Origin of the sequence: Actinophytocola sp. (assembly GCF_035762905.1) — a bacterium.
In the GTDB taxonomy this organism is placed as follows: domain Bacteria; phylum Actinomycetota; class Actinomycetes; order Mycobacteriales; family Pseudonocardiaceae; genus DASYTH01.
Window position 1 is genome coordinate 43,234 of the sequence record NZ_DASUCC010000009.1, and the last position, 21,052, is coordinate 64,285.

The following is a 21,052-nucleotide window of genomic DNA, read 5'->3' on the forward strand; positions in this document are numbered from 1 at the left end:
CGGTCAGACCGTCCTCTTGCGCATGGTTGCCACCGCGGTGTCGACGAGGACCCGCGAATCGACGAACTCCAGGTGGGCGCGCAGCGCCGCGACCGTGTCGGCGGCGAGCGCATCTCCGGCTGCGATCTCGCCGGCGAACGTGGTCAGGAACGCCTCGACCAGGTCGGCCGGACCCGGTTCGGTGATCGTCAGCGTCAGGTGCAGTGACGTGCCGCCACGCGCGGTGGCGACGTGCGGGAACCCGTGCGGCAGGTACAGGACGTCGCCGGGCTCCATGACGAACGTGTGCGACCGGCTGTTCGGGTCGACGTCAAGACCGGGGCGGGAGTCGATCTGGTCGGGCGCGTCGTAGATCGTCCATTCCTTCGCGCCGGCCAGCTGCAACGCGAGCACGTGGGAGCCGTCGCGGTGCGGGAGCATGCCGGTGTTGTCGCATGGCGTGTAGAACACGTAGGCCTTGAGCTCGGCCGGCAGCCGCGCCTCGATCGCGTCCATGACGGCACGGATGGGCTGGTGCCAGTCCTCGAGCTGGCTCAGCTTCATGGTGGCCCCGTCCGCGAGCAGCTCGCGCACCTTCCGCGCGTCGGCGAAGCCCTTGACGTACTGGCCAGCCACCTTGCGCGGTGTGGTGAACGCGCTCAGCTCGGGCTGCTGCCCCTCCTTGAGGAGGGTGAAGTAGGGCCACCGCAGCAGGCCCGCGTCGAGCATGTCCTGGATGTCGTTCTCGGTGATCAGACGGTCCGTCGGCACCGCGCCCTTGAACAGTCCGTGTCTTGCGTTCCAGAACTTGGTCGCCAGGTCCATCTCGTCGACGAGACGCGCCAGCGGATGCACGATGTCCACAGCGGATCCCCTTCGGGTTGGGTGCGGGTTCTGGGAGCAGTTGGCCACCACTCCCAGAGCCGCGTCGACGAACTACGTCACGCCTCGTTGATGTTGCTGATCACCATCGGGCGCGAGTGGTCCGACAGCTCCTCAATTTCCTGCTCCGCGGCGGCCACGAGCAGCTCCTCGTCGGTCGCCTCGAGCTTGTCGAAGATGGACATAAAGAACTCCTTCGGTTGAGGACGGTTTATTACCTACCGGTGCGCCACGGATTCAAGCCCCCAGTAGGCATGCATTCAAGGTAGCAATACATCGTGCGCCAAGCAAGCCACAATGGCGACTCCAGCGGGAATCAAGGGAGATTGCAGGGCCGGATGTTCCAATTGTTACAACGGCCGGATGGGGGGTGAATTTGGCTACCTTTCTCCAGCGCAATTACTCCGCATTGCGGGGTCCGGCAAGGGCGCTCGGCCTCCTGCATTTCCTGGACAGCATGGGCAACGGGCTGTTCATCTCCGGCTCCGCCGTCTACTTCGTCGTGGTCGCGGGCCTGCCGCCGGGACAGATCGGACTGGGGCTCTCGCTCGCCGGGCTGACCGGGTTCTTCTCGAGCGTGCTGGTCGGTATGGCCGCGGACCGCTACGGCGCGCGCCGCCTGCTCGTCCTGGCCATGCCGGCCATGGCCGGGGCATACTGCCTCTACCTGGTCGTGGATTCGTTCGCCGCGTTCCTGGCCGTCGTCGTGCTGGTGGGTGCGCTCGAGTGGGGCAGCGGCCCGCTGTTCCACACGCTGATCATGGATCTGGTGCCGGCGGACGACCGGGTGCCGGCGCGCGCCGCGCTGCGCTCGTTGTACAACGTCGGATTCTCCGCCGGGGCGCTGCTCGCCGCCGGCCTGATCGGTATCGGCGGCGGCGCCATGTATTTACTGCCGCTGGGAAACGCCCTGTCGTTCGTGCTGGCAGCCGCCATCGCGCTGCGATTACCCCGCACGCCGCCGGTGCCGCCGGAAAAGAACCGGACCGCGCGCTTCCGGGCCTTGCGGGATGCGCCATTCGTCGCCGTGATCGGCGTCTCCGGGCTGCTCGCGTTACACGGCGCCGTCCTTTTCGTCGGCATTCCGTTGTGGCTCGTGGATAATGGCGCGCTGCCGCACGCCGTGATTCCCCTCGGGTTCGCGATGAACACCGTCGCGGTGGTGTTGTTTCAAGTGGCGGCCGCGCGCGGAGCCGAAACGCTCGACGGTGCGGTCGGCGCGGCCCGCAGGGCCGGTCTGGCGAGCGCCGCGGCCTGCTTCGTGCTGGTCGTCGGCGACGCCGGCGGCGTGTGGGTCACCGGTGTCGTGGTGCTGGCCGCGGTGCTGCTGATCACGGGCGGCGAGCTGTGGCAGTCGGCGAGCGCGTTCGGTCTCAGCTTCGGCCTCGCTCCGGACTCGGCTCGCGGCGAGTACCTCGGCGCCTTCCACCTGCACATGGTGTTCCAGGCGACGGTGGGCCCCGCGGTGGTGTCGTTCCTGGTGACAGGACACGGGCCGGCGGGCTGGTTCGCGACGGGTCTGATCTTCCTGGCCGGCACCGTGTTGATCGGGCCGGCGGTGCGCCGGACCCGCGGGCACCGGCGGGGCGAGCCGGCGCTCACCCATTGACCCGAACCGGAACCGGAGGAACCTCGCGATGGCACGCGGAGGCTACGAGGACCTGCCCCGGCTGATGGCCGCGATGACCGGCGACGAGAAGCACGCCGAGGCCGCGGCGTCCACGCTCGACGTGCTGTGGGTGCTCTACGACCAGGTCCTGCGGGTCACGCCCGAGATGGCGGCGGACCGCGACCGCTGCTACCTGTCCAAGGGCCACGGCCCGCAGGCGTACTACGCCGTGCTGGCTGCGAAGGGCTTCCTCGACGCCGGGGAACTGGAGATGTTCGGCGCGTTCCGGTCCCCGCTCGGTCACCACCCGGACCGGGTACTGGTGCCGGGTGTGGAGATCTCGAGCGGGTCGCTCGGGCACGGGCTGCCCCTTGCGGTCGGCACCGCACTCGGGTTGCGGGCGAGGGGTGTCACGTCGAACGTCTGGGTGCTGCTCGGCGATGGCGAGCTGGACGAGGGTTCCAACTTCGAGGCGATCGCCTACGCCGGGCGGACCGGGCTGGAGCGGCTGCACGTGGTGGTGATCGACAACCACTCGGCCAGCCACGGCTGGCCGGGCGGTCTCGAGACCCGGTTCGCGGTGGAGGGGTGGTCGACCGAGCGGGTGGTGGGCGTCGACCACGCGAAGCTCGCGGCCGCGTGCACGGCACCCCACCCCGGTCGCCCCCGGCTGGTGGTGGCCGAGGTGGAACCCACCTTTCCCGACCTCCACTAGGCGCCACCTGACGAAGGGAGCGGCACATGGCCGGGATCATGCGCGAGCGGTTCGCCGAGGTGGCGACGGAACTGCTCGACACGAACGAACGGCTCGCGGTGCTGACCGCCGATCTGTCCGCCAAGCTCTTCGACCGCGCCCGTGCCCGGCACCCGGAGCGGGTGCTCAACCTCGGCATCCGGGAGCAGCTGCTGATCAGCGTCGCCGGCGGGATGGCGCTCGCCGGAATGCGACCGATCGCGCACAGCTTCGCGCCGTTCCTCGTCGAGCGGCCGTTTGAACAGATCAAGCTCGACCTCAACCACCAGGCGGTCGGCGCCGTGCTGGTGAGCGCGGGAGCGTCGTACGACATCGCAAGCGGCGGCCGGACCCACCAGTCACCCGGTGATGTCGCGCTGCTCTCGACGCTGCCGGGGTGGACGATCCACGTGCCCGGCCACGCCGACGAGGCCGAGGCCATGCTGCGTGCGGCCGCGGCGAGCGACGACCCGGTGTACCTGAGACTGTCGAACCAGACGAACGAACGCCCGTACGGCACCGGGTTCCGCGTGCTGCGCACGGGGGAGGCGGGCACCGTGGTCGCGGTGGGACCACTGGCGGACCCGGTGCTGGCGGCGACCGAAGGGCTGCCGGTGACGGTGGTGTACGCCAGCACGGTCCGGCCGTTCGACCGCGCCGCACTGCGTGCGGCGGTCGCCGGTCAGGAGCACCCTGCCGTCGTGCTGGTGGAGCCGTACCTGGCGGGCACGTCGGCGCAGGAGGTCGGCGAGGCGCTGCGGGACCGGCCACACCGGGTGCTCGGGCTCGGGGTGGCCCGGGAGGAGTTGCGCAACTACGGCACGCCACGCCAGCACGCGATCGCGCACGGGCTGGGCAGCGCGGGGCTGCGCCGCTCGATCGTGTCCTTCCTGGCGGGCACGCGGGCGGCGTAGGCCGTCACCCGGCGCGGTAGTCGGTCGGCTGGGACGGCGTTCTGGCCGGATCCCGCTCGACGACCGGGTCGAGGATCTCGTCGATGCGCGCCAGCACGTCGGCGGAGAGCGTGCGGCCGGACGCGGCCACCGTCTCGGCGAGCTGCTCGGGCCGGGTGGCACCCACGATCGCCGACGAGACGTTCGGGTTGTGCAGCACCCACGCCAGCGCCAGTTGCGACAGCGTGCAGCCCACCTCGTCGGCGACGGGCGCGAGCCGGGCGACCCGGGTGAGCACGTCGTCGGAAAGGGCGCCGCTGGAGAACTTCCCCGCCGCCGGGCCGACCGCGCGCGAGTCCTCGGGGGGTGGCGCGCCGGGCGGGTACTTGCCGGTGAGGATCCCCTGCGCGAGCGGCGACCAGGCGAGCTGACCGATCCCTTCCCGTTGGCACAGGGGCACGATCTCGGCTTCGATGACCCGCCACAGCAAATTGTACTGGGGCTGGTTCGCGATGATGCGGCTCAGCCCGAGGTCGGCCGCGATGCGCAGGGCCTCGGCGATCTGCGCGGCGGTCCACTCGGACACCCCGAGGTAGAGCACCTTTCCCTGCCGGACGAGGTCGTCGAACGCGATGAGCGTCTCCTCGAGCGGGGTGCGGGGATCGAAGCGGTGCGCGTGGTAGAGATCGATGTAGTCGGTGCGCAGCCGCCGCAGCGAGGCCCGCGCGCCCTCCATGATGTGCTTGCGGGACAACCCTCGATCGTTGGGCCCCGGCCCGACCGGCGCGAAGACCTTGGTGCAGATCTCGACGGACTCCCTGCGCACCCCGCGCAGCGCCCGGCCGAGCACGACCTCGGCCCGCGTGGCGGCGTAGGCGTCGGCGGTGTCAAATGTGGTGATCCCGAGTTCGAGCGCCGCCCGCGCGACCGCCTCCGCCGACCCTTCCGTGCGCCCGATCCACGTACCGCACGAGATCTCACTCACCTGAAGGCCACTTCGACCGACCGCCCGGTACCGCACACCGACCACCCTAGTGCTGTGACCACATGGGTTGGCCGGGTTTGATCATTCTGCCTGAGCGGCGGGCGTTGGCGTGGGGACCATGTCGATGCGTCACCCCCTTACCGTCGTTGTCGCGCATCGCATCCACCCATCCAAAAACTCGCGCCCGGAGTCCTTTACCGCTCACGTTTCACGAGTATTGATCATCGATTCCGGGTATCTAGTCTGGCCGGGTACGGCAGAGCCAACCGGGACCGGAGGTCCACATGAACGCTGACCGAGCGGCCGAACCGATCACCGACGTATACGACCAGTCGCTCGCCGAATTGTTCCTGGCTCAGGTACGCCGCCACGCTGACCGGCCCGCGATCGCCGGAATGGACGGACAACTCAGCTACGCCGAACTCGGCTCGCTCGTCGAGCGGTTTGCCCGCGGACTGCGGCACCTCGGACTGCCCGAAGGCGCGGTTGTCGCGGTGGCGGGCGAGCGTGGCCAGGACTTCTGTGTCGCGATGCTGGGCGCGGTGTGCGCCGGGCTTGCGTACGCGCCGCTGGACCCGGCGCTGCCGGCCGACCGGCAGCACCGCGTGCTGACCGACAGCGGCGCGGTGGCGGTGGTCCAATTACCTGGCGCAAAAGTCGCCGACGGGCAGGTACTTGAATTCGCCGAAGTGCTCGACGCCGGTCGCACAGGCGCCGATGGGCCGACGCCGACACCGAACACGGCGGTTCCCGTCTACGTGATGTTCACCTCCGGCACGACCGGCCGCCCGAAGGGCGTGGCGATCCCGCAGCGCGGTGTGATCAGGCTCTGCATCGACAACGGCTTCGCTGACGTTGAGCCAACGGATCGGGTGCTGCACGCCGCGCGGCTCTCCTTCGACATCTCGGTTTTCGAAATATGGGCGACACTGCTAAACGGTGCCTGCCTGGTGCCGGTCGCCAGGGACGTTTTGTTGTCCGCGCCCGCACTGCACGCGGTGCTGGAACGGGAGCGGATCAGCGTCGTACTCCTGACCACGAGCATCTTCCACAACCTGGCCGCCGCGCGGCCCGAGTTGTTCGCCGGACTGCGGTACGCGATTGTCGCCGGTGAGGCGATGCGGGCCGACGCGGCCCGCCGGGTGCTCGAACACGGCCGGCCGGCGCACCTCATCAACGCCTACGGTCTGACCGAGATCTCCTGCTTCTCAACCGCGTACGAGATCAATGACGTGCCGCCCGACGCGGTCAGTGTGCCGATCGGGGTGCCCATCGCGGATACCACCTGCTACGTCGTTCGTTCCGATGGCAGCCGCACCGCAGACGGCGAGGATGGCGAGTTGTGCCTCGGCGGTGGCGGCAACGCGACCGGCTACGTGAACCAACCGGAGGAGAGCGCCGCTCGCTTCGTCAGCCTCCCGGTCGGCCCGGACGGCGAGCCCGTTGCGGTCTACCGCACCGGTGACATCGTCCGCCGGCGTGCCGACGGCGTGCTGGAGTTCCTCGGCCGTAACGACGATCAGGTCAAGATCCGCGGCTTCCGGGTCGAGCCGGGTGAGATCGCTGCCGTGCTGACCTCCCACCCCGGCGTCGCCGACGCCGCGGTGGTGGCCCGAGGGGACGGCGACACGCGCGTGCTGGCCGCGTACGTCGTGACCGACGGGCGGTCGAGCCCTCAGGATCTGCTCGACTTCCTGCGCTCGCGGCTGCCCGAGTACCTGGTGCCGGACACCATGACGGTGCTCGACCGGCTGCCGCTGAGGGCGAGCGGCAAGCTGGACCGCGACGCGCTGCCGTCGCCGCGGTGACCGACGGGCCGCTCCGGGATTCACCGGCCGCTGCCAGAACACCGGGCGTGCCCTGTCCCGGCTGGAGCTTCGCCTGGTGTTCGAGTCCGCACGACCGGCAGAGATGAGCTGACCGAATGAACCTTGATCTCGCGCAGGCGCGGGCGGATACGCCCGGCGTGAACCACGTCGCACACCTGAACAACGCTGGCGCCAGCATCGCGCCGAAGCCCGTCATCGACGCGATGGTGGGCCATCTGCGGCTGGAGAGCGCGATAGGTCCTTATGAGGCCGCTGAACGCGCCAAGGCGGCAATCGAACGTGCGCATGCCGCTGTCGGCGCCCTGCTCAACTGCGACAGCCAGGAAGTCGCCTTGTTCGACAGCGCCTCGCGGGCCTGGACAATGGCACTCGCCAGCGTTCCACTGCGGGCCGGCGATCGCGTGCTCATCTCGCCGATGGAATACGGCAGTTGTTATCTCTCCCTGCTCCACCTGGCCAAACGCCACGGGGTGCGATTAGAGGTGTTGCCCGTGGACGCCGACGGTCTGGTGAACGTGGCGGAACTGCGCGGCAGATTGGACGAACGGGTAAAGCTGATCGCGATGACCCACGTGCCGACGCACGACGGTCTGGTCAATCCGGTGGCACTGATCGGCCGGGTGGCACGGCAGAACGGGATCCCGTTCCTGGCCGACGCCTGCCAGTCGGTGGGGCAGCTGCCCGTCGACGTCGAGGAGATCGGCTGCGACCTGCTCGTGGGTTGCGGCCGTAAGTACCTGCGGGGTCCGCGGGGCACCGGATTCCTGTTTGCCCGCCGGGAGTTCGCCGAGCAGCTCACGCCTGCCATGTTCGGCCTGGACGGTGTCGAGTGGGCCGCCGGAAGCTACCGGTTCGCTCCTGCCGCCCGCCGGTTCGACATCTGGGAGACGAACTGCGCGGCCCGCATCGGACTCGGTGTCGCCATCGACTACGCGCTAGCCTGGGGAGTGGAGCACACTTGGCCGCGGATCCGGCAACTGGCCGCGGACCTGCGTGCGGAGCTCACCCGCATCCCAGGAGTGACGGTGCTGGACCGCGGTCAGGAACGATGCGGCACCGTCGCCATCACCGTGCGAGGCTGGGACGCGGCGTCGGTCAGAGCGGAGCTGCAGCGGGCCGGTATCAACACGTGGGTATGCCTGGAGAACGCCGCATGCGTCGACATGAAGATGCGGGGCCTCGACAGCCTGCTACGGGTCTCGGTCCACTACTACAACTCCTCGGAGGAGTTGGCCCGGCTGTGCTCGGTGCTTGAGTCACTGACCCTCGGCCGATCCGTGCAAGTGGCGGCCTCATGAACAGCCCCTTCGACCAGTGGTACGACATCGCGGGAGTGCGGAGCGGGATCCGCCGGATGTTCGCCGACGAGACCGACGCCGGCAAGGTCTTCTACCCCCAGCGGCTTGTGCCGTACCTCGCGCACGAAGTGCTCGCCGACCTGCCGGAGGCACAGCGGCGCGCACTCACGATCCGGCACCTGTACCAGTTTCTGATGTCGACAACCCACCTGGAGACCAGGGTCGTCAACATCACCGCGGAGCTGATCGCCAACAACCGCGCGGGACTGGACCTGCCGAACACCATGCGCCTGGACGCGTTCAAGGTCTACTGCGACGAGGGCTACCACGCGCTGTACAGCCTGGACCTGGCCGATCAGATCGCATCCGCCACCGGTGTGGCGATTCCGCCATGGAACTACGGCGGGATCGTCGACTGGCTCCAGGAGACCGGGCGGCGCCTGCTGCCCGACGAACCCGCCCTGGTGCCACTGCTGCAGACCGTGGTGTTCGAGACCCTCATCACCGCCGTGCTGATCGAGATCCCGAACGACCCCTCGGTGATCACCGCGGTGCGAGATCTCACCCGGGACCACGCCAAGGACGAGGGCCACCACCACCGGTTCTTCGCCCAGTTCTTCCACGAGCTGTGGGCCAATCTGGACCACCGTCTCCGCGAGCGGGTCGCACACACCCTGCCAGCACTCGTCCAGGCATGCCTCACGTGGGATGTCGAGCCGGTCCGTGCCTCGCTGCTCATGTCCGGTGTGGACGGCGCGGCCGCGGCGACCGTCGTCGCCGACGTCTACGCCGATACGGGCAGCAAAGCGGACGTCTGCCGGGCCACCGTGCGGACGTTCCGGTCCGCCGGCGTCCTTGACGTGCCCGGCGCCGAGGAAGCCTTTGCCGCCCATCAGCTTCTGTGATGGCCATCAGCGGCCAAGTTCCGCGGACGTAGCGCAAAATCATGATCAGCATATTCTTCCTCGTCAGTTCGCTCGTCGTGATCGTCACCCCGGGACAGGACGCCGCACTCATCACCCAGACGGTGCTGCGCTCCGCTCGCCGCGCCCCCGCACTGGCGGCCGCCGCCGGCATGATCACCGGCGGTGTCGGGCACGTGTGCCTTGCCATAACCGGCGTATCGCTGCTGCTGCGCACCAACCCCGGCCTGTTCATCGTGGTGCAGATCACCGGGGCGACGGTCCTGTTGTTCTGGGGCGCATGGACGATGTGGGAGTCCTTCCGCCCGGCCACGGCCCGCGGCCCGGAGACCGAGCCGGCCGGCGGCAGATCATTCGCGATCGGGTTTCTCTCCGCAGCTACCAATGCGAAGTCGGCGATTTTCCTGCTCGTCTTCCTCCCGCAGTTCGTGCCGGCAGGCCTGCCGCCCATCTCCACGATGGTGGTGTTGGCGGCCGTCTACCTCACTCTGGCGAGCACCTGGCTGACCATCCTCGTCGAGTTGGTCTACCGAATGCGGGAACGGGTCCTGGCCAGGCGCACCAGGCTGCTACTGCAACGAATCATGGCAGTGGTGCTCCTCGGTTTTGCCGTCCGGCTGCTCCTCGGCCTCTGACCGGACCGACCACCCCGGCCGGGGCATTGGGTGGGACCTGATCGTCGATCACCAGTGGTGGGAAGCGATCCGAGCGGGGTGGTGTTCACCACCGGTCGAGGTGCAGTACCTCGTCGAGGGGCTGGCCGGCGCCGGAGAGCAACCTGCTCTCAGCTTCCGCGTCTACCATGCGTCAGCAGCCGGCAGCCGGGTTCAGGAAATGGGGTACGTGTGTACCGAAATCACGGTGCCACAAGGCGGACCATGAGCTCATCATGGCAGGTCCACACAGGGACCTTGGTCACCATACTGATCAGCGTGGTTGTCGCGGTGTCGGGATGTGACAGTTCGACCGACCGGCCGGTGGCAGCCACAACGAGCGGTAGCGCCCAACCAGCAACCGGTACCGGTGAACCCACCGGCGCCCCAGCCACCACCGGCGCACAACCGAGTTCCACCCCGGCCGCTGCCCCGCCGGACTTTCCGCCGGCCGTCGCACCGGCGAAGCTTGAACACGGCCGCACCTATTGGGGCGTCTACGTCACAGTTGTTCGCACGGATGACAACTTCCAGATCAAGCCGGAGGACCAGAACCGGCTCGATGCGGCGGAGAAGTCGTTGACGGACCTCGGGTACGAGCCGGATGCCGGAGCGTACGATGTCGGCTGCGAGCAGGGTCTCCGCGAACAGCTCCGGTTGGATCCGCAGCGCAACTACGCCACGGTCCGGATCTTCTTCGCCGAGCAGGCCATGGCCCAGCAGTTCGTCAAGGCATATCAGCCAGGCATCGTCGGTACCGCAAAGGTGACCCTGTACTGCATGGACTGACCTTCGCCGTTTCTGTCCTGCTCGCGCCGCACCGATCCCCGCGATCAGGACGTCGACGCCGCCACGCTAATTGTGCGCCGAATCCTGCCTCGCCCGTCGTTGTCCGAGATCGAATCCGGCCGGATCCGCGGTGCGGTACTGATCGATGTCCGGCCGATGTTTGATCAGGATCGGGATCGGCGACGGTGGTGCCCGGCTGATCGAGATTCGAGGAAGGAGTCAATTCGGTGCGTACGACTCGTAGGCGAGTGGGACAGGTCGTCGCCACACTCGGCGTGGCGGCACTGGCGGTTGTCGGTGTTCAAGGCACGGCGCAGGCACACCACGGTGCGGCCCACCGGCTGCAGATGGTCAGCGTGACCTGTCATACCCTGCTGGATCCCGGCGACGACGAGGAGCCATACCTGAAGCTGAACGGCGATCGGTTCTGGAGCCACTCGGACTGTGCTCCGGGGACGCGGCTCGATCTCAGCGGCGTCACCAGGGATTTCTGGGCGGACGCCGATCTGGAGTTGATGGAGGACGACTTCGGGCCGGACGACGACGTCCTGTATGCCCGGGTCGGCCCGGAAGCCAACCAGGGCGTGCAGACCCGGACCCGGTTCGTGTTCACCGGGGTCACCAATATTCCCTGGTACACCATGGAATGGTTCGTAACCGGTTAGGCTAAACAGGTGAAAAGGGCCGGGCTGACGGCCCTTTTCACCTAGGTTTACCATCTCCTGGAACATGTCGGGGATTTTCGTTTCGGTCCAGGGGATTGATGTGGAGTTTCGGCTGCTTGGCCCGGTCGGGGCCTGGGTTGACAGCCAGATGGTTCGGGTCGGCGGGCGGCGGGAGCGCACGATGCTCGCGGTGCTCCTGCTTGCGGCCGGCCGCCTGGTGCCGATCGAGAGGCTCATCGACGCGGTCTGGGGTGACGCGCCGCCCACGACCGCGCGCCGGCAGGTGCACAACGCGGCGTCGGAGCTGCGCCGCGCGCTCGGCGGGCTGCTGGTGACCAGGGAACCGGGTTACCAGCTCGTGGTCCGACCGGAGGCGGTCGACCTGCGGGTGTTCGACGCACGCGTCATGGCGGCACGGCAGAACCTGGCCGAAGGCCGGCTCGCCGATGCGGCGGCCGGGTTCCACGACGTGCTGCGATTATGGCGCGGGCCGGCACTCAGCGGCGTGACCGGTCTCGCCGGCGAGGCGGCTCGCCTCGAGGAGCGCCGGTTGACGGTGCTGGCCGACCGGATCGACGCCGAGCTGGCGCTGGGCCGGCACGCCGACCTGGTGGACGAGCTGGCCGGTCTGGCCGCCGACCATCCGCTGCGCGAACGGTTCTGCGCTCAGCTGATGCTCGCGCTGTATCGGTGCGGCCGGCGGGCGGAGGCGTTGCAGGTGTACCGGGACGCGCGGCGCGCGCTGGTCGAAGGACTCGGCCTCGATCCGCACGACGAGCTGCGCCGGCTGCAACGGGCGATGCTCACCGGTGATCCCTGCATCGACCTCGCACCGGCATCCACGTCCGGCCCACCCGTCGCGCCCTGCCTGTTGCCGGCCGACATCGCCGACTTCACCGGACGCGCCGACGAGGTCGACCGGCTGCGCGCCGTGCTGGCCAGGGCCGGCGACGACGCCGTGGTGGTGTCGGCACTGGCCGGCCGTGGGGGTGTCGGCAAGACCGTGCTCGCCGTACATGTGGCACACGGGCTGCGCGCCTCGTTCCGCGAGGGGCAGTTGTACGTGAACCTGCGTGGCGGCCAGGTGGATCCGGGCGAGGTGCTCGGCCGGTTCCTGCGCACGCTCGGCGTGGCCGATCCGGCACTGCCGGCGACGCTCGACGAGCGGGCCGAGCTGTACCGCAACCGGTTGGCCGGGCGCCGGATCCTGGTATTGCTGGACGACGCCGGCGGCGAGGCCCAGGTGGATCCGTTGCTGCCGGGCGGACCCGGCAGCGCGGTGGTGGTGACCAGTCGCGCCCGGCTGGCCGGTCTTGTCGGCGCGCACCGGATCGAGCTCGACGTGCCGACCCGGGCGGAGGCGTTGACGCTGCTCGGGAGGATCGTCGGTGCCGACCGGGTGGCGGCCGAGCCGCGCGCCGCGCGGCAGCTGGTGGACCTGTGCGCCCGGCTGCCGCTCGCGGTGCGGATCGCCGGCGCCCGGCTCGCCGCCCGGCCGCACTGGCGGCTGGCGGACCTGGCCGTGCGGCTGAGCGATGAGCGCCAACGGCTCGACGAGCTGACCTACGGTTCGTTGGCCGTGCGGACCAGCCTCGAGCTGTCCGTTCGTGGACTGGACCCGGACGCGCGCCGGCTGTTCCACCGGCTCGGGTCGGTGCAGGCGCCGGATTTCGCCGACTGGATCGGGGCGGCGTTGCTGGACCTACCCAGGCCCAGGGCGCAGGAGCTGGCCGAGCGGCTGGTGGACGCGCGGCTGCTGGAGGCGGTCGGCCGGGACGACGACGATCAGATGCGCTACCGGTTCCACGACCTGGTCCGGGACTACGCGCGCGAGCGGGCCGAAGCGGAGGAGACTTCGGCGCAGTGGCGGGCCGTCGTGGCCACGACATTCGGCGGCCGAATGGCCCCGGCCGAGGGGGTGCGTCGGCGCACGGGCCTGCCCGGACCCGTTCGGCGTCGCCCGCCGCGGACCGAACCCGACTCGTCGACCTGGCTGGAGACCGAGCGGCTCGCTGTCGTGGCGGCCGTGCGCCGGGCCGCCGAACTGGCACTGGACGAACTGGCCTGGGATCTCGGGAAGAGCTGTGTCAGCCTGTTCGCCACCCGGTGGTACCTGGACGACTGGGGGTTGGCCATCGACCACGCGCTGGCCGCGACACGCCGCTCGGGTAACCGGCGCGGGCAGGCGGCGACCCTGTACTGCCAGGCCGCGCTGCTGGACGCGAAGGGCAGCTACGAATCGGCCATGAGCTCGGTGCGGCAGGCCCGGCATCTGTTCGAGGCGGCGGGGGACCGGCACGGGCACGGTCTCGCGCTGGTCCACGCCGCACATCTGGCGCGCCGGCTGGGCCGGTGGGAATTCGCGCTGGCCGCCGGCGAGCAGGGCCGTGCCGACCTGCACGCGGTGGGGGACCGCGCCGCCGAGGGGTCGGCGGTGTGCAGTCTCGCGCAGACTCGGCTGGCGCTGGGCCAGCCGGACCTGGTGGCCGAAGGGCTGTCCGATGCGCTGGACATCCTCTCCGGCACCGGAAACCGTCGCGACCACGCGCAGGTGTTGCACTCCGTGGCAGAACTGCACTTCCGGCGGGGCATGTTCGACCAGGCGCTCGAGGCGTTCGGCCAGGTGCTGCGCGTTGCCGGTGAGCTGGACGACAAGGTCGGCGAGGTCTACGCCCGGCACGGTGTCGGCGCCTGCCAACTGCGCCGGGGCCAGCACACCCGGGCCGAAGCCGAGCTGGTCCGTGCACTGAGCCTGGCCAGGAACACCGGCCTGCGGTTCGTGGAGGCTCGGGTGCACGGCGATCTCGCCGAGCTCAGCCGGGTTCGTGGACGGGCGGGCGAGGCGGCCGAGTCGGTGCAGCGGGCGGCCGAACTGTGGCGGACCCTGAAAGCCCCACGCTGGCAGGCCAGAGCACTGCGCCGGTTGAGCGACGTTCGGCATGCCGCCGGTGACAATCGCGGCGCCAACCAGGCCTGGGCACAGGCCCAGTCCCTGCTCTCCGCACTGGGTGCCGACTCCGAGGTGTCAGTCGTCCACACGGGATAGCCGAACCGGTCCGTCGTCCACCCAGCCGGGTGCTACCGGCCGCGTCCGCGTGGATGTCTGATCCGCACCGTGCCCATTCCAGACCTGCCGTACACCCGCAACACCGGCATGGTGGGATCCGGTGGATCGGTGGCCTTGTTGACCACGCTGCCCGACCGGCTGATCGCCTCTACCAACACCACGGTCCAGCCCCGGGGGACGATCACCGTGACGGTCCCGGCCCCCACGGTGGCGTGCAGGGAGACCTCGCTGTGCGGGCAGACCGCGGTGGTGAAGTCGATGGAGATGGTGCCCATCCCGCATTCGGCCTTGATGGTGCGCGGGACCGTCCAGCGACCGTGCTGCCGCACGGTGCCGGCGCCGGTGCTGAGCACAAGCGGTTGTTCAGTGCCGACCAACTCGCGATGCCGGATGTCCGGCAGATCGATCAGCACGCTGTTCAGCTCACCCCTGGTCTGGGCCGACAACGCCCGGTCGGTGCGCGCGCTGAACTCCTCCAGCGTGAGAAGACCCTGTCCCACGGCCTTCTCCAGCACTCCGACCACGTGCCGGCGTTCGGCATCGGACACCCGCAACATCCGGGAATCCGGCGGCCCGGAGTGCTGCTCGTCCCCATCATCAACCACGCTCGTACGGTAACCGGTGGTCAGCACGACGGTCTCGTGGGTGCTGTCCATCGGCCCACGCAGCCGGAATTGTCCACCGGCACAACGCAATCCGCACGCGATCACCACCTAGCCTCGCGACTGGGGTCGGGCCATCGGACGGGATCGGGGTTCGTTGACCCGCACGGGTTCCTGATCGTCAACAGCCGGGTGACCAGCCCCGCGGCGGCCGAGAGCTACTTCCTCGGCCGGCCATGGCATCCCGGCGGGATCCGGCCGCCGTGGCCCAGGTCGTCATTCGCGACACCATGCTGCCGGCTGCGATCAAGAGCGCGCCATGGACCGACTTCTCCGGATTCTCCTGGCGCGACGTCAGGTTGTTCGAGTACGACAATCACGGCCCGGGCGCCGGCACGGGCCCGGACCGCCCGCAGTTGTCCGACGCCGAAGCCGCGCAATACACCGTCGCCGACTATCTGGGCGACTGGAACCCACGCTGCTGAACCACAAGCCAACCAACGGGGCGATCTCGTGATGACCGCTACCCGTGTGCTGCGGCGGTCACTGAACGCCGAACTTGACCACCTTGTCGGCGGTGCCTTCCTTGGACTGGTAGCCCTGCACGTCGATGCCGAAGGCGCGGAAGTACTCCGCCGCCTCCACCAGCAGGGCCGTGGTGTCGCCGCGGCCCGAGCCGTACCGGCCGGAGTGGTCGTTGATCACCCAGCCGCCCTCGTGGAAGAGCTCGCCGCCGATCCGGCCCTCGCCGACGTCCAGCTCGCCGCCCGCGCCGAACGTGGCGGCCAGGGTGGGATGACCGAGCCCGTCGACCGATTTGAGACCCGATACGTCGGTGCCGAACGCCTGCGGAAACTTGGTGGGATCCTCGACGCCGAGGATCAGGTGGCCGTCGCCCCGGATGACCCACAGGTACACGACGCCCTCGACCGGCGTCATGCCGCCCGGCTCCTCGGTGAGGTCGAACCACCCCGCGTTCAGCCGCATCGGCGCGTGGGGAACCCCATCCTGGTTCACGATGTCCCCGCCGGTCGGCACATCGCCCTGGTACGGAGCCTCCTGCCGCTTCACCTTCTTCGGCAGGCGGGCGGCGCCGAATCGCAGCGTCAGCCGGTCCATGACGTTCTCGACGTACTGCTGCTCGCGCTGGCCTTCGAGATTCATCTGCGGAATTCCTTTCCGTGCTGGGGATGTGGCGGTCAGCTACCGAGCAGCTGGGCGATCAGCTCCCGGCGGCGTTCCTCCGGGATGTCGGCGAACTCGGCGTCCTCGGCGAGCAGCGCCTCGATGTCCACGTCGGACAGTGTCAGCGGCTCGCTGCTGTCCGGGTCCTCCGCCGGCGCCTCGGCGTGCCGCTCGGCGAGTTCGTAGACGAGCGCCTCGAGTCGGCCCGCGTCGGCCAGCAGCGCAGCCCGCTCGTCCTCGGGCAGCTCGTCGAGCTGGCGGACCAGCTCGTCGGTCAGCGGGTGGTCGGCCGGGTCGGCGAGCCCGGCCCGCTCGACGAACGACGCCCGCAGCTCCTCCCACGACTTTTCCGCCTCGCCGGCCCGATCGGCCAGAAGTTCTTGTACCGGTTGGTAAATCCACGTCCACAGCTCGTCCACAGTGGCCATTCGTACTCCCTGAGAGAATCGGTCCGTGCACCCACAGTAAGTGCGCGGTTTCGGACCGGTCATGCACCGGAACGCATCTGATTCGGGCAGCAATACCTGCGCGATGGGGTCACCAGACCGATGCGAAACGCACGCCGGTGATCAGCGGCTTTCATCGGACGGTGCGCCGCCCGATCGGGACATCGCTCAAAACAGCGTCGCGGGCTCGGCCGGTTCCGGCTCGGGCAGCGCGTCGAGGCCGGGCACCAGCGCCCGCACGTCGTCGTGGAACCGGCGGGCGAGCGCCGGTGCGTCGTCGTTGTCGGGGGTATGCACGAAGACCGTCGGCGACCGGCCCTCGCGCAGCCAGCCGGCGACCACCCCGGTCCATGGCCGCCACCCCACGACCGTCTCCTCGACCGAGTCCCGGCCCAGGTAGCGGACGATCGGCCGGTCGGTCAGCGCCCGCGTCCGTCGCGGCAGCCGCGGTTTCTTGGCCCAGGCGTCCTGCTCGGCCTCGCTGGTCGGCGGGCTGTGGAAGAAGACCGTGGTGTCGAACGGCACCCACTCGGCGTCCGCGTCGGCGAGTGTCCCCTCCAGCAGCGACGTCGAGCCGGCGTCGGTGAAGAACCCGGGGTGGCGCACTTCCACGGCGCGTTGGCGGTCGGCGGGAAGCCGGCGCAGGAAGCGGCCGAGCGCGTCGACCTCCGAAGGGTCGAACGAGCCGGGCAACTGGGTCCACAGGACCGCCCGTTCGCCGAGGGGTTCGATCGCGTCCAGGAACGCCCGCATCTCGGCCTCGACACCGGAGAACCGCCGCTCGTGCGTGACGACCCTGGGCAGCTTGACCACGAACCGGAAGCCGGGGTCGGTCTGCTGCGCCCAGGTCTCAACGGTGCTTCTGGCGGGGGTCGCGTAGAAGGTGGTGTTGCCTTCGACCGCGTTGCACCAGCCGGCGTAGGCCCGCAGGCGCTCCTTGGCCGGCAGCGACTGTGGCAGGAACCGCCCGGGCCACGCCTTGTGGGTCCACATCGCGCAGCCGACATGAAGACGTGCCACTTCGCCCAGCTCCCATCGGTCGTGAGCGAAACTACTACCCGGGCTCCGCTACTCGAACAGTCCGTAGCCGGCGACGGCGTGTGCCCGGACGCCGTCCATGTCGAGCTCCACGCCGATGCCGGGAGTGTCGGGAAGTGTGATGTAGCCGTCCTTGACGATCGAGCCGCTCCCGTCGGGTGCGTGGACGTAGCTGTCCCACACCGCGCGCTCATCGAGGGCGTGCCATTCCTGGACGAGGAAGTTGGGGATCGCTCCGCACTGGTGCGACGTGGCCATCGTGCCCAGCGGCGTCGACACCAGGTGCGGCGCGAAGGGAATGTAGTGAAGCTCCGCGAGGTTGGCGATCTTCTTGGCCTCGGCGAGGCCACCGCACTTCGGCACGTCCGGCTCGATGACGTCCACGGCGCCGCGTTCGAGCAGCTCGCGGAATCCCCACCGCAGGTAGAGGTTCTCGCCTGCGCAGATCGGCGTGCGGGTCTGCGCGCGCACCCGCACCAGCGCGTCGATGTTCTCCGCCGGCAGCGGCTCCTCAAGCCACATCAGGTGGAACGGCTCGAGCTCCCACGAGATCCGGCACGCGCTCGGCACGTCGTAGCGGGCGTGTAGGTCGATGGCCAGATCGACGTCTGGTCCGATCGCTTCCCGGACGGCTGCGACGCGCTCGACCATCGATCGCAGCTCGGCGGCGTTGATCGTGTGGTTGAAGGCGTCGAACTTGGCAGGGTGGTGCAGGTCGTCGATGTCGAACTTGATGGCGGTGAAGCCTTCGGCGACCATCCGTTGGGCTCGGTCGACGCACCCGGCGATCGAGCCCGCCGGGTCGTCGCCGTCGCCGCAGTCGGCGTAGAGCCGGATCCGGTCGCGGAACTTCCCGCCGAGCAGCCGGTGGACCGGCTGGCCCGCGGCCTTGCCTGCGAGATCCCACAGCGCGAGCTCGATCCCGGACAGGGCGATCACGAACACCCCGCCCTGGGGGCCCGCGAAGACGTTGCTGCGGCGCAGCTTCTCCCAGCACCGCTCGACGTTGCGCGGGTCCTCGCCGATCAGGAGGGGCGTCAGGAAGTTGATCATTCCGACGACGGCGCCCGCGCCGGCATCGGGATTGGCCTCGCCGAACCCGCTGAGGCCCTCGTCGGTGTCGATCCGCACCAGCGTGGCCTGACCGTGGTAGGCCACCACCGCCGTCGTGACGTTCACGATCCGCATTGCTCTCCCGCCGCCGGGTCGTGCATATGAACGGACTGTCGCAATGGTCAACTTGTCCTATAAGCTGATGACATGCAAAGGAGACAAGAGTCTCCGGACGCTGTCAAGATCCGGACTCTCCCGGTGCAGGTGGCGGCACACCTGACCCGGCGCATCGTCAGCGGCGACATCGAGGACGGTCGGGCCCCGTCGGAACTCGACATCTCCCAGGAGTTCGGGGTGTCTCGCGTAGTGGCGCGGGAGACGCTCAAGATCCTCGCCTCGCTCGACATCGTCGACGTCGCGCAGGGCCGCCGCGTCGTCGTGCGTCCCCGCGCGGAGTGGGACTACCTGAGCCCGTTGCTGATCGAGTGGCTGCCCACGGAGATCGTCGGCGAGCTGCTGCAGGAGTTGCACCAGCTGCGCGTGCTGCTCGAGCCCGAACTTGCCGCGATGGCCGCGGCCAGCATCACGGACGAGACGCTGGACCGGCTCAGGGACGGGATCGACCGCATGTCGGCGCTTGAGGCGGACCCCGACGCCTACCTCGAGGTCGACCACGAATTCCACATGGAGATCTGCCGGGCGGCCAACAACCGCATCCTGGACCGAATCATGTACTCCGCCCGCTGGCTCGGCACGGCCAGCCGGCGCATCACCAACGAGGCGCCGGCCGCGCTGCGCAGCGCCACCGCCGACCACACGGAGATCTACGAGGCGCTCGTGGCGCGCGACCCGGCAGGTGCCCGCGCGGCGATGCGCAGGCACCTGAGAAACAACTCCACGCTCCTCGCGGAGAAGGCGAAGCAGACCAAGCGGGCCGCCCGGCGGCGCTAGCGCACTGCACGACCGCGATCCGGAACCGATGACGAGGACGGACGAGGCATGGCAGCACCTGCGATCCCGCCGATACGGCTGGGGCTGACTGGCACCGGACTCGCGGTCGAGAAGCTGCACCGGCCGGCGTTGCGCAGGCTCGTCGATCGGTACGTGGTCACCGCAGATCCCGCTGCTCTGCGGCGACATCGCGGTTCGACGGGCTGCCAGGACAACCCATCAGCAGCTCGGTGTCCTTCGCCGCATGAACGGCCCCCAGCGCGGCGCTCGCCTCGCTGTCCGCCGGTTGCAACGTCGCCCCGTCGGTACGCGTCCGCTCGATCGGACGCCAGAGAGGAGTGGTCATGGAAGCGAACACGGACTGGTCGAGGCGCACGTTCCTCGGGATGAGCGCGCTGGGCGTGCTCGGTCTCGCTGCGTGCGGGGGCGACGACCCTGCCGCGCCGCAGGTCGACGTCCAGGTGCCCAAGGAGCTGCTCGACCAGGCAGCCCCGTTCCGCGGCGGGTCGGTCGGGATGCTCTCACAGAAGCTGTACTCGGAGGCCGCCAATCAGGCGCTGGACAAGTCGCTGCAGGTGTTCGCGCAGGCCACCGGGACCACGATCCAGAACGACCTGGTCTCCGGCGACGCCGGCGACATGGTCGCGAAGATGGACGCCGACGTGAAGGCGGGCAACAGCCGTGATCTGGCGTTCGTGAGCGACTTACGGTTCGTCGGTCAGCTCCACAATCTCGGCAACCTCACCGATGTCACCGATGTGGTCGAGGAGATGCGCGCGCTCTACGGGGAGCCCGCAACGGAGGCGACCAACTTCTGTGTGTTCGACGGGCGCTGGTATGCGATCCCTTACCACTTCATCGGGACCGGGATGTACCTGCGCAAGGACTGGTACGCGGAGAAGGGTCTGCCGCTCAAGCCCCACTACACGTGGGAGGAGCTGCGCGACAACGCGTTGGCGGTCTCCGACCCGGCCAAGCGGTGCTTCGGCTGGGGTCTGACGGTGAACCGCTCCGGCGATGCCAACGGCTTCATCGTGAACGTCATCAACACCTACGGCGGGGCGATCGCGGACAACACCGGCACGAAGGTGGTGTTCAACTCGCCGGAGACCGTCGATGCGGTCACGTTCATCGGCGACATCTACACGAACCCGAAGTACGCGCCGATGCTGCCACCCGGGATCGGAAGCTGGACCGACTCAAGCAACAACGAGAACTGGCTGGCCCAGATCCTGGGGCTCACGCTCAACCAGTTCAGCGTCTACGCCGACTCGAAGACCAAGAACAACCCGGTCTACGCCAACACCCACCCGTTCAACGGCGCCACCGGACCGGCGATCGACAAGCCGCTCGCGTTCGGCGAGTCCAACTCGTTCGTCGTGTTCAAGGGGGCGAAGAACCCGGACCTCGCCAAGCTGGTGGCGAAGTTCATGGTCAGCGGGAGCGCACTGCTCGGTGTCGCGAAGGGAGCG

General features: G+C 69.2%; 22 protein-coding genes. 13 read left to right on the top strand and 9 right to left on the bottom strand.

All coding sequences use genetic code 11. The features are described from left to right. Positions 1–3: 3 nt before the first annotated feature. Positions 4–843, bottom strand: a complete 840-nt coding sequence (locus VFV67_RS00980) for a JmjC domain-containing protein (RefSeq protein ID WP_326466451.1) — start codon at positions 841–843, stop codon at positions 4–6. Between the two features lie 77 nt (positions 844–920). Then, complete coding sequence (locus VFV67_RS00985) at positions 921–1,046, bottom strand: hypothetical protein (RefSeq protein WP_326466453.1); 126 nt, start codon at positions 1,044–1,046, stop codon at positions 921–923. 185 nt (positions 1,047–1,231) lie between these two features. On the opposite strand from VFV67_RS00985, the gene VFV67_RS00990 reads away from it, so the two are divergent. The 3 genes from VFV67_RS00990 to VFV67_RS01000 are packed head-to-tail and all read left to right on the top strand — an operon-like array spanning position 1,232 to position 4,117. Then, positions 1,232–2,470, top strand: coding sequence for an MFS transporter (locus tag VFV67_RS00990; RefSeq protein WP_326466455.1), 1,239 nt, complete (start codon positions 1,232–1,234; stop codon positions 2,468–2,470). A 28-nt stretch (positions 2,471–2,498) separates the two neighbouring features. After that, positions 2,499–3,185, top strand: a complete 687-nt coding sequence (locus tag VFV67_RS00995) for a thiamine pyrophosphate-dependent enzyme (RefSeq protein WP_326466456.1) — start codon at positions 2,499–2,501, stop codon at positions 3,183–3,185. Positions 3,186–3,211: 26 nt separating this feature from the next. Continuing rightward, positions 3,212–4,117, top strand: a complete 906-nt coding sequence (locus VFV67_RS01000) for a transketolase (protein WP_326466458.1) — start codon at positions 3,212–3,214, stop codon at positions 4,115–4,117. A 4-nt stretch (positions 4,118–4,121) separates the two neighbouring features. Here VFV67_RS01000 and VFV67_RS01005 read toward each other — a convergent pair whose 3' ends face one another. Then, positions 4,122–5,117 (bottom strand): aldo/keto reductase family protein, encoded by a 996-nt coding sequence (locus VFV67_RS01005; RefSeq protein WP_326466459.1) that lies wholly within the window; start codon positions 5,115–5,117, stop codon positions 4,122–4,124. 248 nt (positions 5,118–5,365) lie between these two features. On the opposite strand from VFV67_RS01005, the gene VFV67_RS01010 reads away from it, so the two are divergent. The 7 genes from VFV67_RS01010 to VFV67_RS01040 all read left to right on the top strand — a co-directional run bounded on the left by VFV67_RS01010 (position 5,366) and on the right by VFV67_RS01040 (position 14,284). Continuing rightward, the gene (locus VFV67_RS01010) at positions 5,366–6,889 is read left to right on the top strand and encodes an amino acid adenylation domain-containing protein (protein WP_326466460.1); all 1,524 of its coding nucleotides are present in this window, start codon (positions 5,366–5,368) and stop codon (positions 6,887–6,889) included. Between the two features lie 116 nt (positions 6,890–7,005). Continuing rightward, complete coding sequence (locus VFV67_RS01015; RefSeq protein ID WP_326466461.1) at positions 7,006–8,208, top strand: aminotransferase class V-fold PLP-dependent enzyme; 1,203 nt, start codon at positions 7,006–7,008, stop codon at positions 8,206–8,208. After that, positions 8,205–9,113 (top strand): diiron oxygenase, encoded by a 909-nt coding sequence (locus VFV67_RS01020; RefSeq protein ID WP_326466463.1) that lies wholly within the window; start codon positions 8,205–8,207, stop codon positions 9,111–9,113. The genes VFV67_RS01015 and VFV67_RS01020 overlap by 4 nt, the downstream gene beginning before the upstream one ends. Positions 9,114–9,154: 41 nt before the next feature. Beyond that, entirely contained in the window at positions 9,155–9,766 is a 612-nt protein-coding gene (locus VFV67_RS01025; RefSeq protein ID WP_326466465.1) for a LysE family translocator, read from the top strand. Between the two features lie 276 nt (positions 9,767–10,042). Further along, a complete protein-coding gene (locus VFV67_RS01030; RefSeq protein WP_326466466.1) occupies positions 10,043–10,573 on the top strand; it encodes a hypothetical protein in 531 nt (176 codons plus the stop codon). 227 nt (positions 10,574–10,800) lie between these two features. Next, positions 10,801–11,238, top strand: a complete 438-nt coding sequence (locus VFV67_RS01035; RefSeq protein ID WP_326466467.1) for a hypothetical protein — start codon at positions 10,801–10,803, stop codon at positions 11,236–11,238. Positions 11,239–11,386: 148 nt separating this feature from the next. Then, complete coding sequence (locus VFV67_RS01040; RefSeq protein ID WP_326466479.1) at positions 11,387–14,284, top strand: AfsR/SARP family transcriptional regulator; 2,898 nt, start codon at positions 11,387–11,389, stop codon at positions 14,282–14,284. 32 nt (positions 14,285–14,316) lie between these two features. Here the strand turns inward: VFV67_RS01040 and VFV67_RS01045 are convergent, their stop codons facing one another. Further along, a complete protein-coding gene (locus VFV67_RS01045) occupies positions 14,317–14,910 on the bottom strand; it encodes a DUF1707 SHOCT-like domain-containing protein (RefSeq protein WP_326466468.1) in 594 nt (197 codons plus the stop codon). A 260-nt stretch (positions 14,911–15,170) separates the two neighbouring features. On the opposite strand from VFV67_RS01045, the gene VFV67_RS01050 reads away from it, so the two are divergent. Beyond that, positions 15,171–15,392 (top strand): hypothetical protein, encoded by a 222-nt coding sequence (locus VFV67_RS01050; protein ID WP_326466469.1) that lies wholly within the window; start codon positions 15,171–15,173, stop codon positions 15,390–15,392. Positions 15,393–15,450: 58 nt separating this feature from the next. Here VFV67_RS01050 and VFV67_RS01055 read toward each other — a convergent pair whose 3' ends face one another. The 4 genes from VFV67_RS01055 to VFV67_RS01070 form a co-directional block, all read right to left on the bottom strand. Next, positions 15,451–16,071, bottom strand: coding sequence for a hypothetical protein (locus VFV67_RS01055; RefSeq protein ID WP_326466470.1), 621 nt, complete (start codon positions 16,069–16,071; stop codon positions 15,451–15,453). 35 nt (positions 16,072–16,106) lie between these two features. Beyond that, the gene (locus VFV67_RS01060; RefSeq protein WP_326466471.1) at positions 16,107–16,520 is read right to left on the bottom strand and encodes a hypothetical protein; all 414 of its coding nucleotides are present in this window, start codon (positions 16,518–16,520) and stop codon (positions 16,107–16,109) included. A 186-nt stretch (positions 16,521–16,706) separates the two neighbouring features. Beyond that, a complete protein-coding gene (locus VFV67_RS01065; protein WP_326466481.1) occupies positions 16,707–17,531 on the bottom strand; it encodes a DUF72 domain-containing protein in 825 nt (274 codons plus the stop codon). A gap of 75 nt (positions 17,532–17,606) precedes the next feature. Then, the gene (locus tag VFV67_RS01070) at positions 17,607–18,764 is read right to left on the bottom strand and encodes a mandelate racemase/muconate lactonizing enzyme family protein (RefSeq protein ID WP_326466472.1); all 1,158 of its coding nucleotides are present in this window, start codon (positions 18,762–18,764) and stop codon (positions 17,607–17,609) included. A gap of 72 nt (positions 18,765–18,836) precedes the next feature. Here VFV67_RS01070 and VFV67_RS01075 point away from each other — a divergent pair, with 72 nt between their 5' ends. Next, positions 18,837–19,580, top strand: a complete 744-nt coding sequence (locus VFV67_RS01075; protein WP_326466473.1) for a FadR/GntR family transcriptional regulator — start codon at positions 18,837–18,839, stop codon at positions 19,578–19,580. Positions 19,581–19,737: 157 nt separating this feature from the next. Here the strand turns inward: VFV67_RS01075 and VFV67_RS01080 are convergent, their stop codons facing one another. Then, the gene (locus VFV67_RS01080) at positions 19,738–19,926 is read right to left on the bottom strand and encodes a hypothetical protein (RefSeq protein ID WP_326466474.1); all 189 of its coding nucleotides are present in this window, start codon (positions 19,924–19,926) and stop codon (positions 19,738–19,740) included. Here VFV67_RS01080 and VFV67_RS01085 point away from each other — a divergent pair. Continuing rightward, positions 19,925–21,052 (top strand): ABC transporter substrate-binding protein (locus VFV67_RS01085; RefSeq protein ID WP_326466475.1); only part of this gene is annotated, 1,128 nt, incomplete at its 3' end. The genes VFV67_RS01080 and VFV67_RS01085 overlap by 2 nt on opposite strands.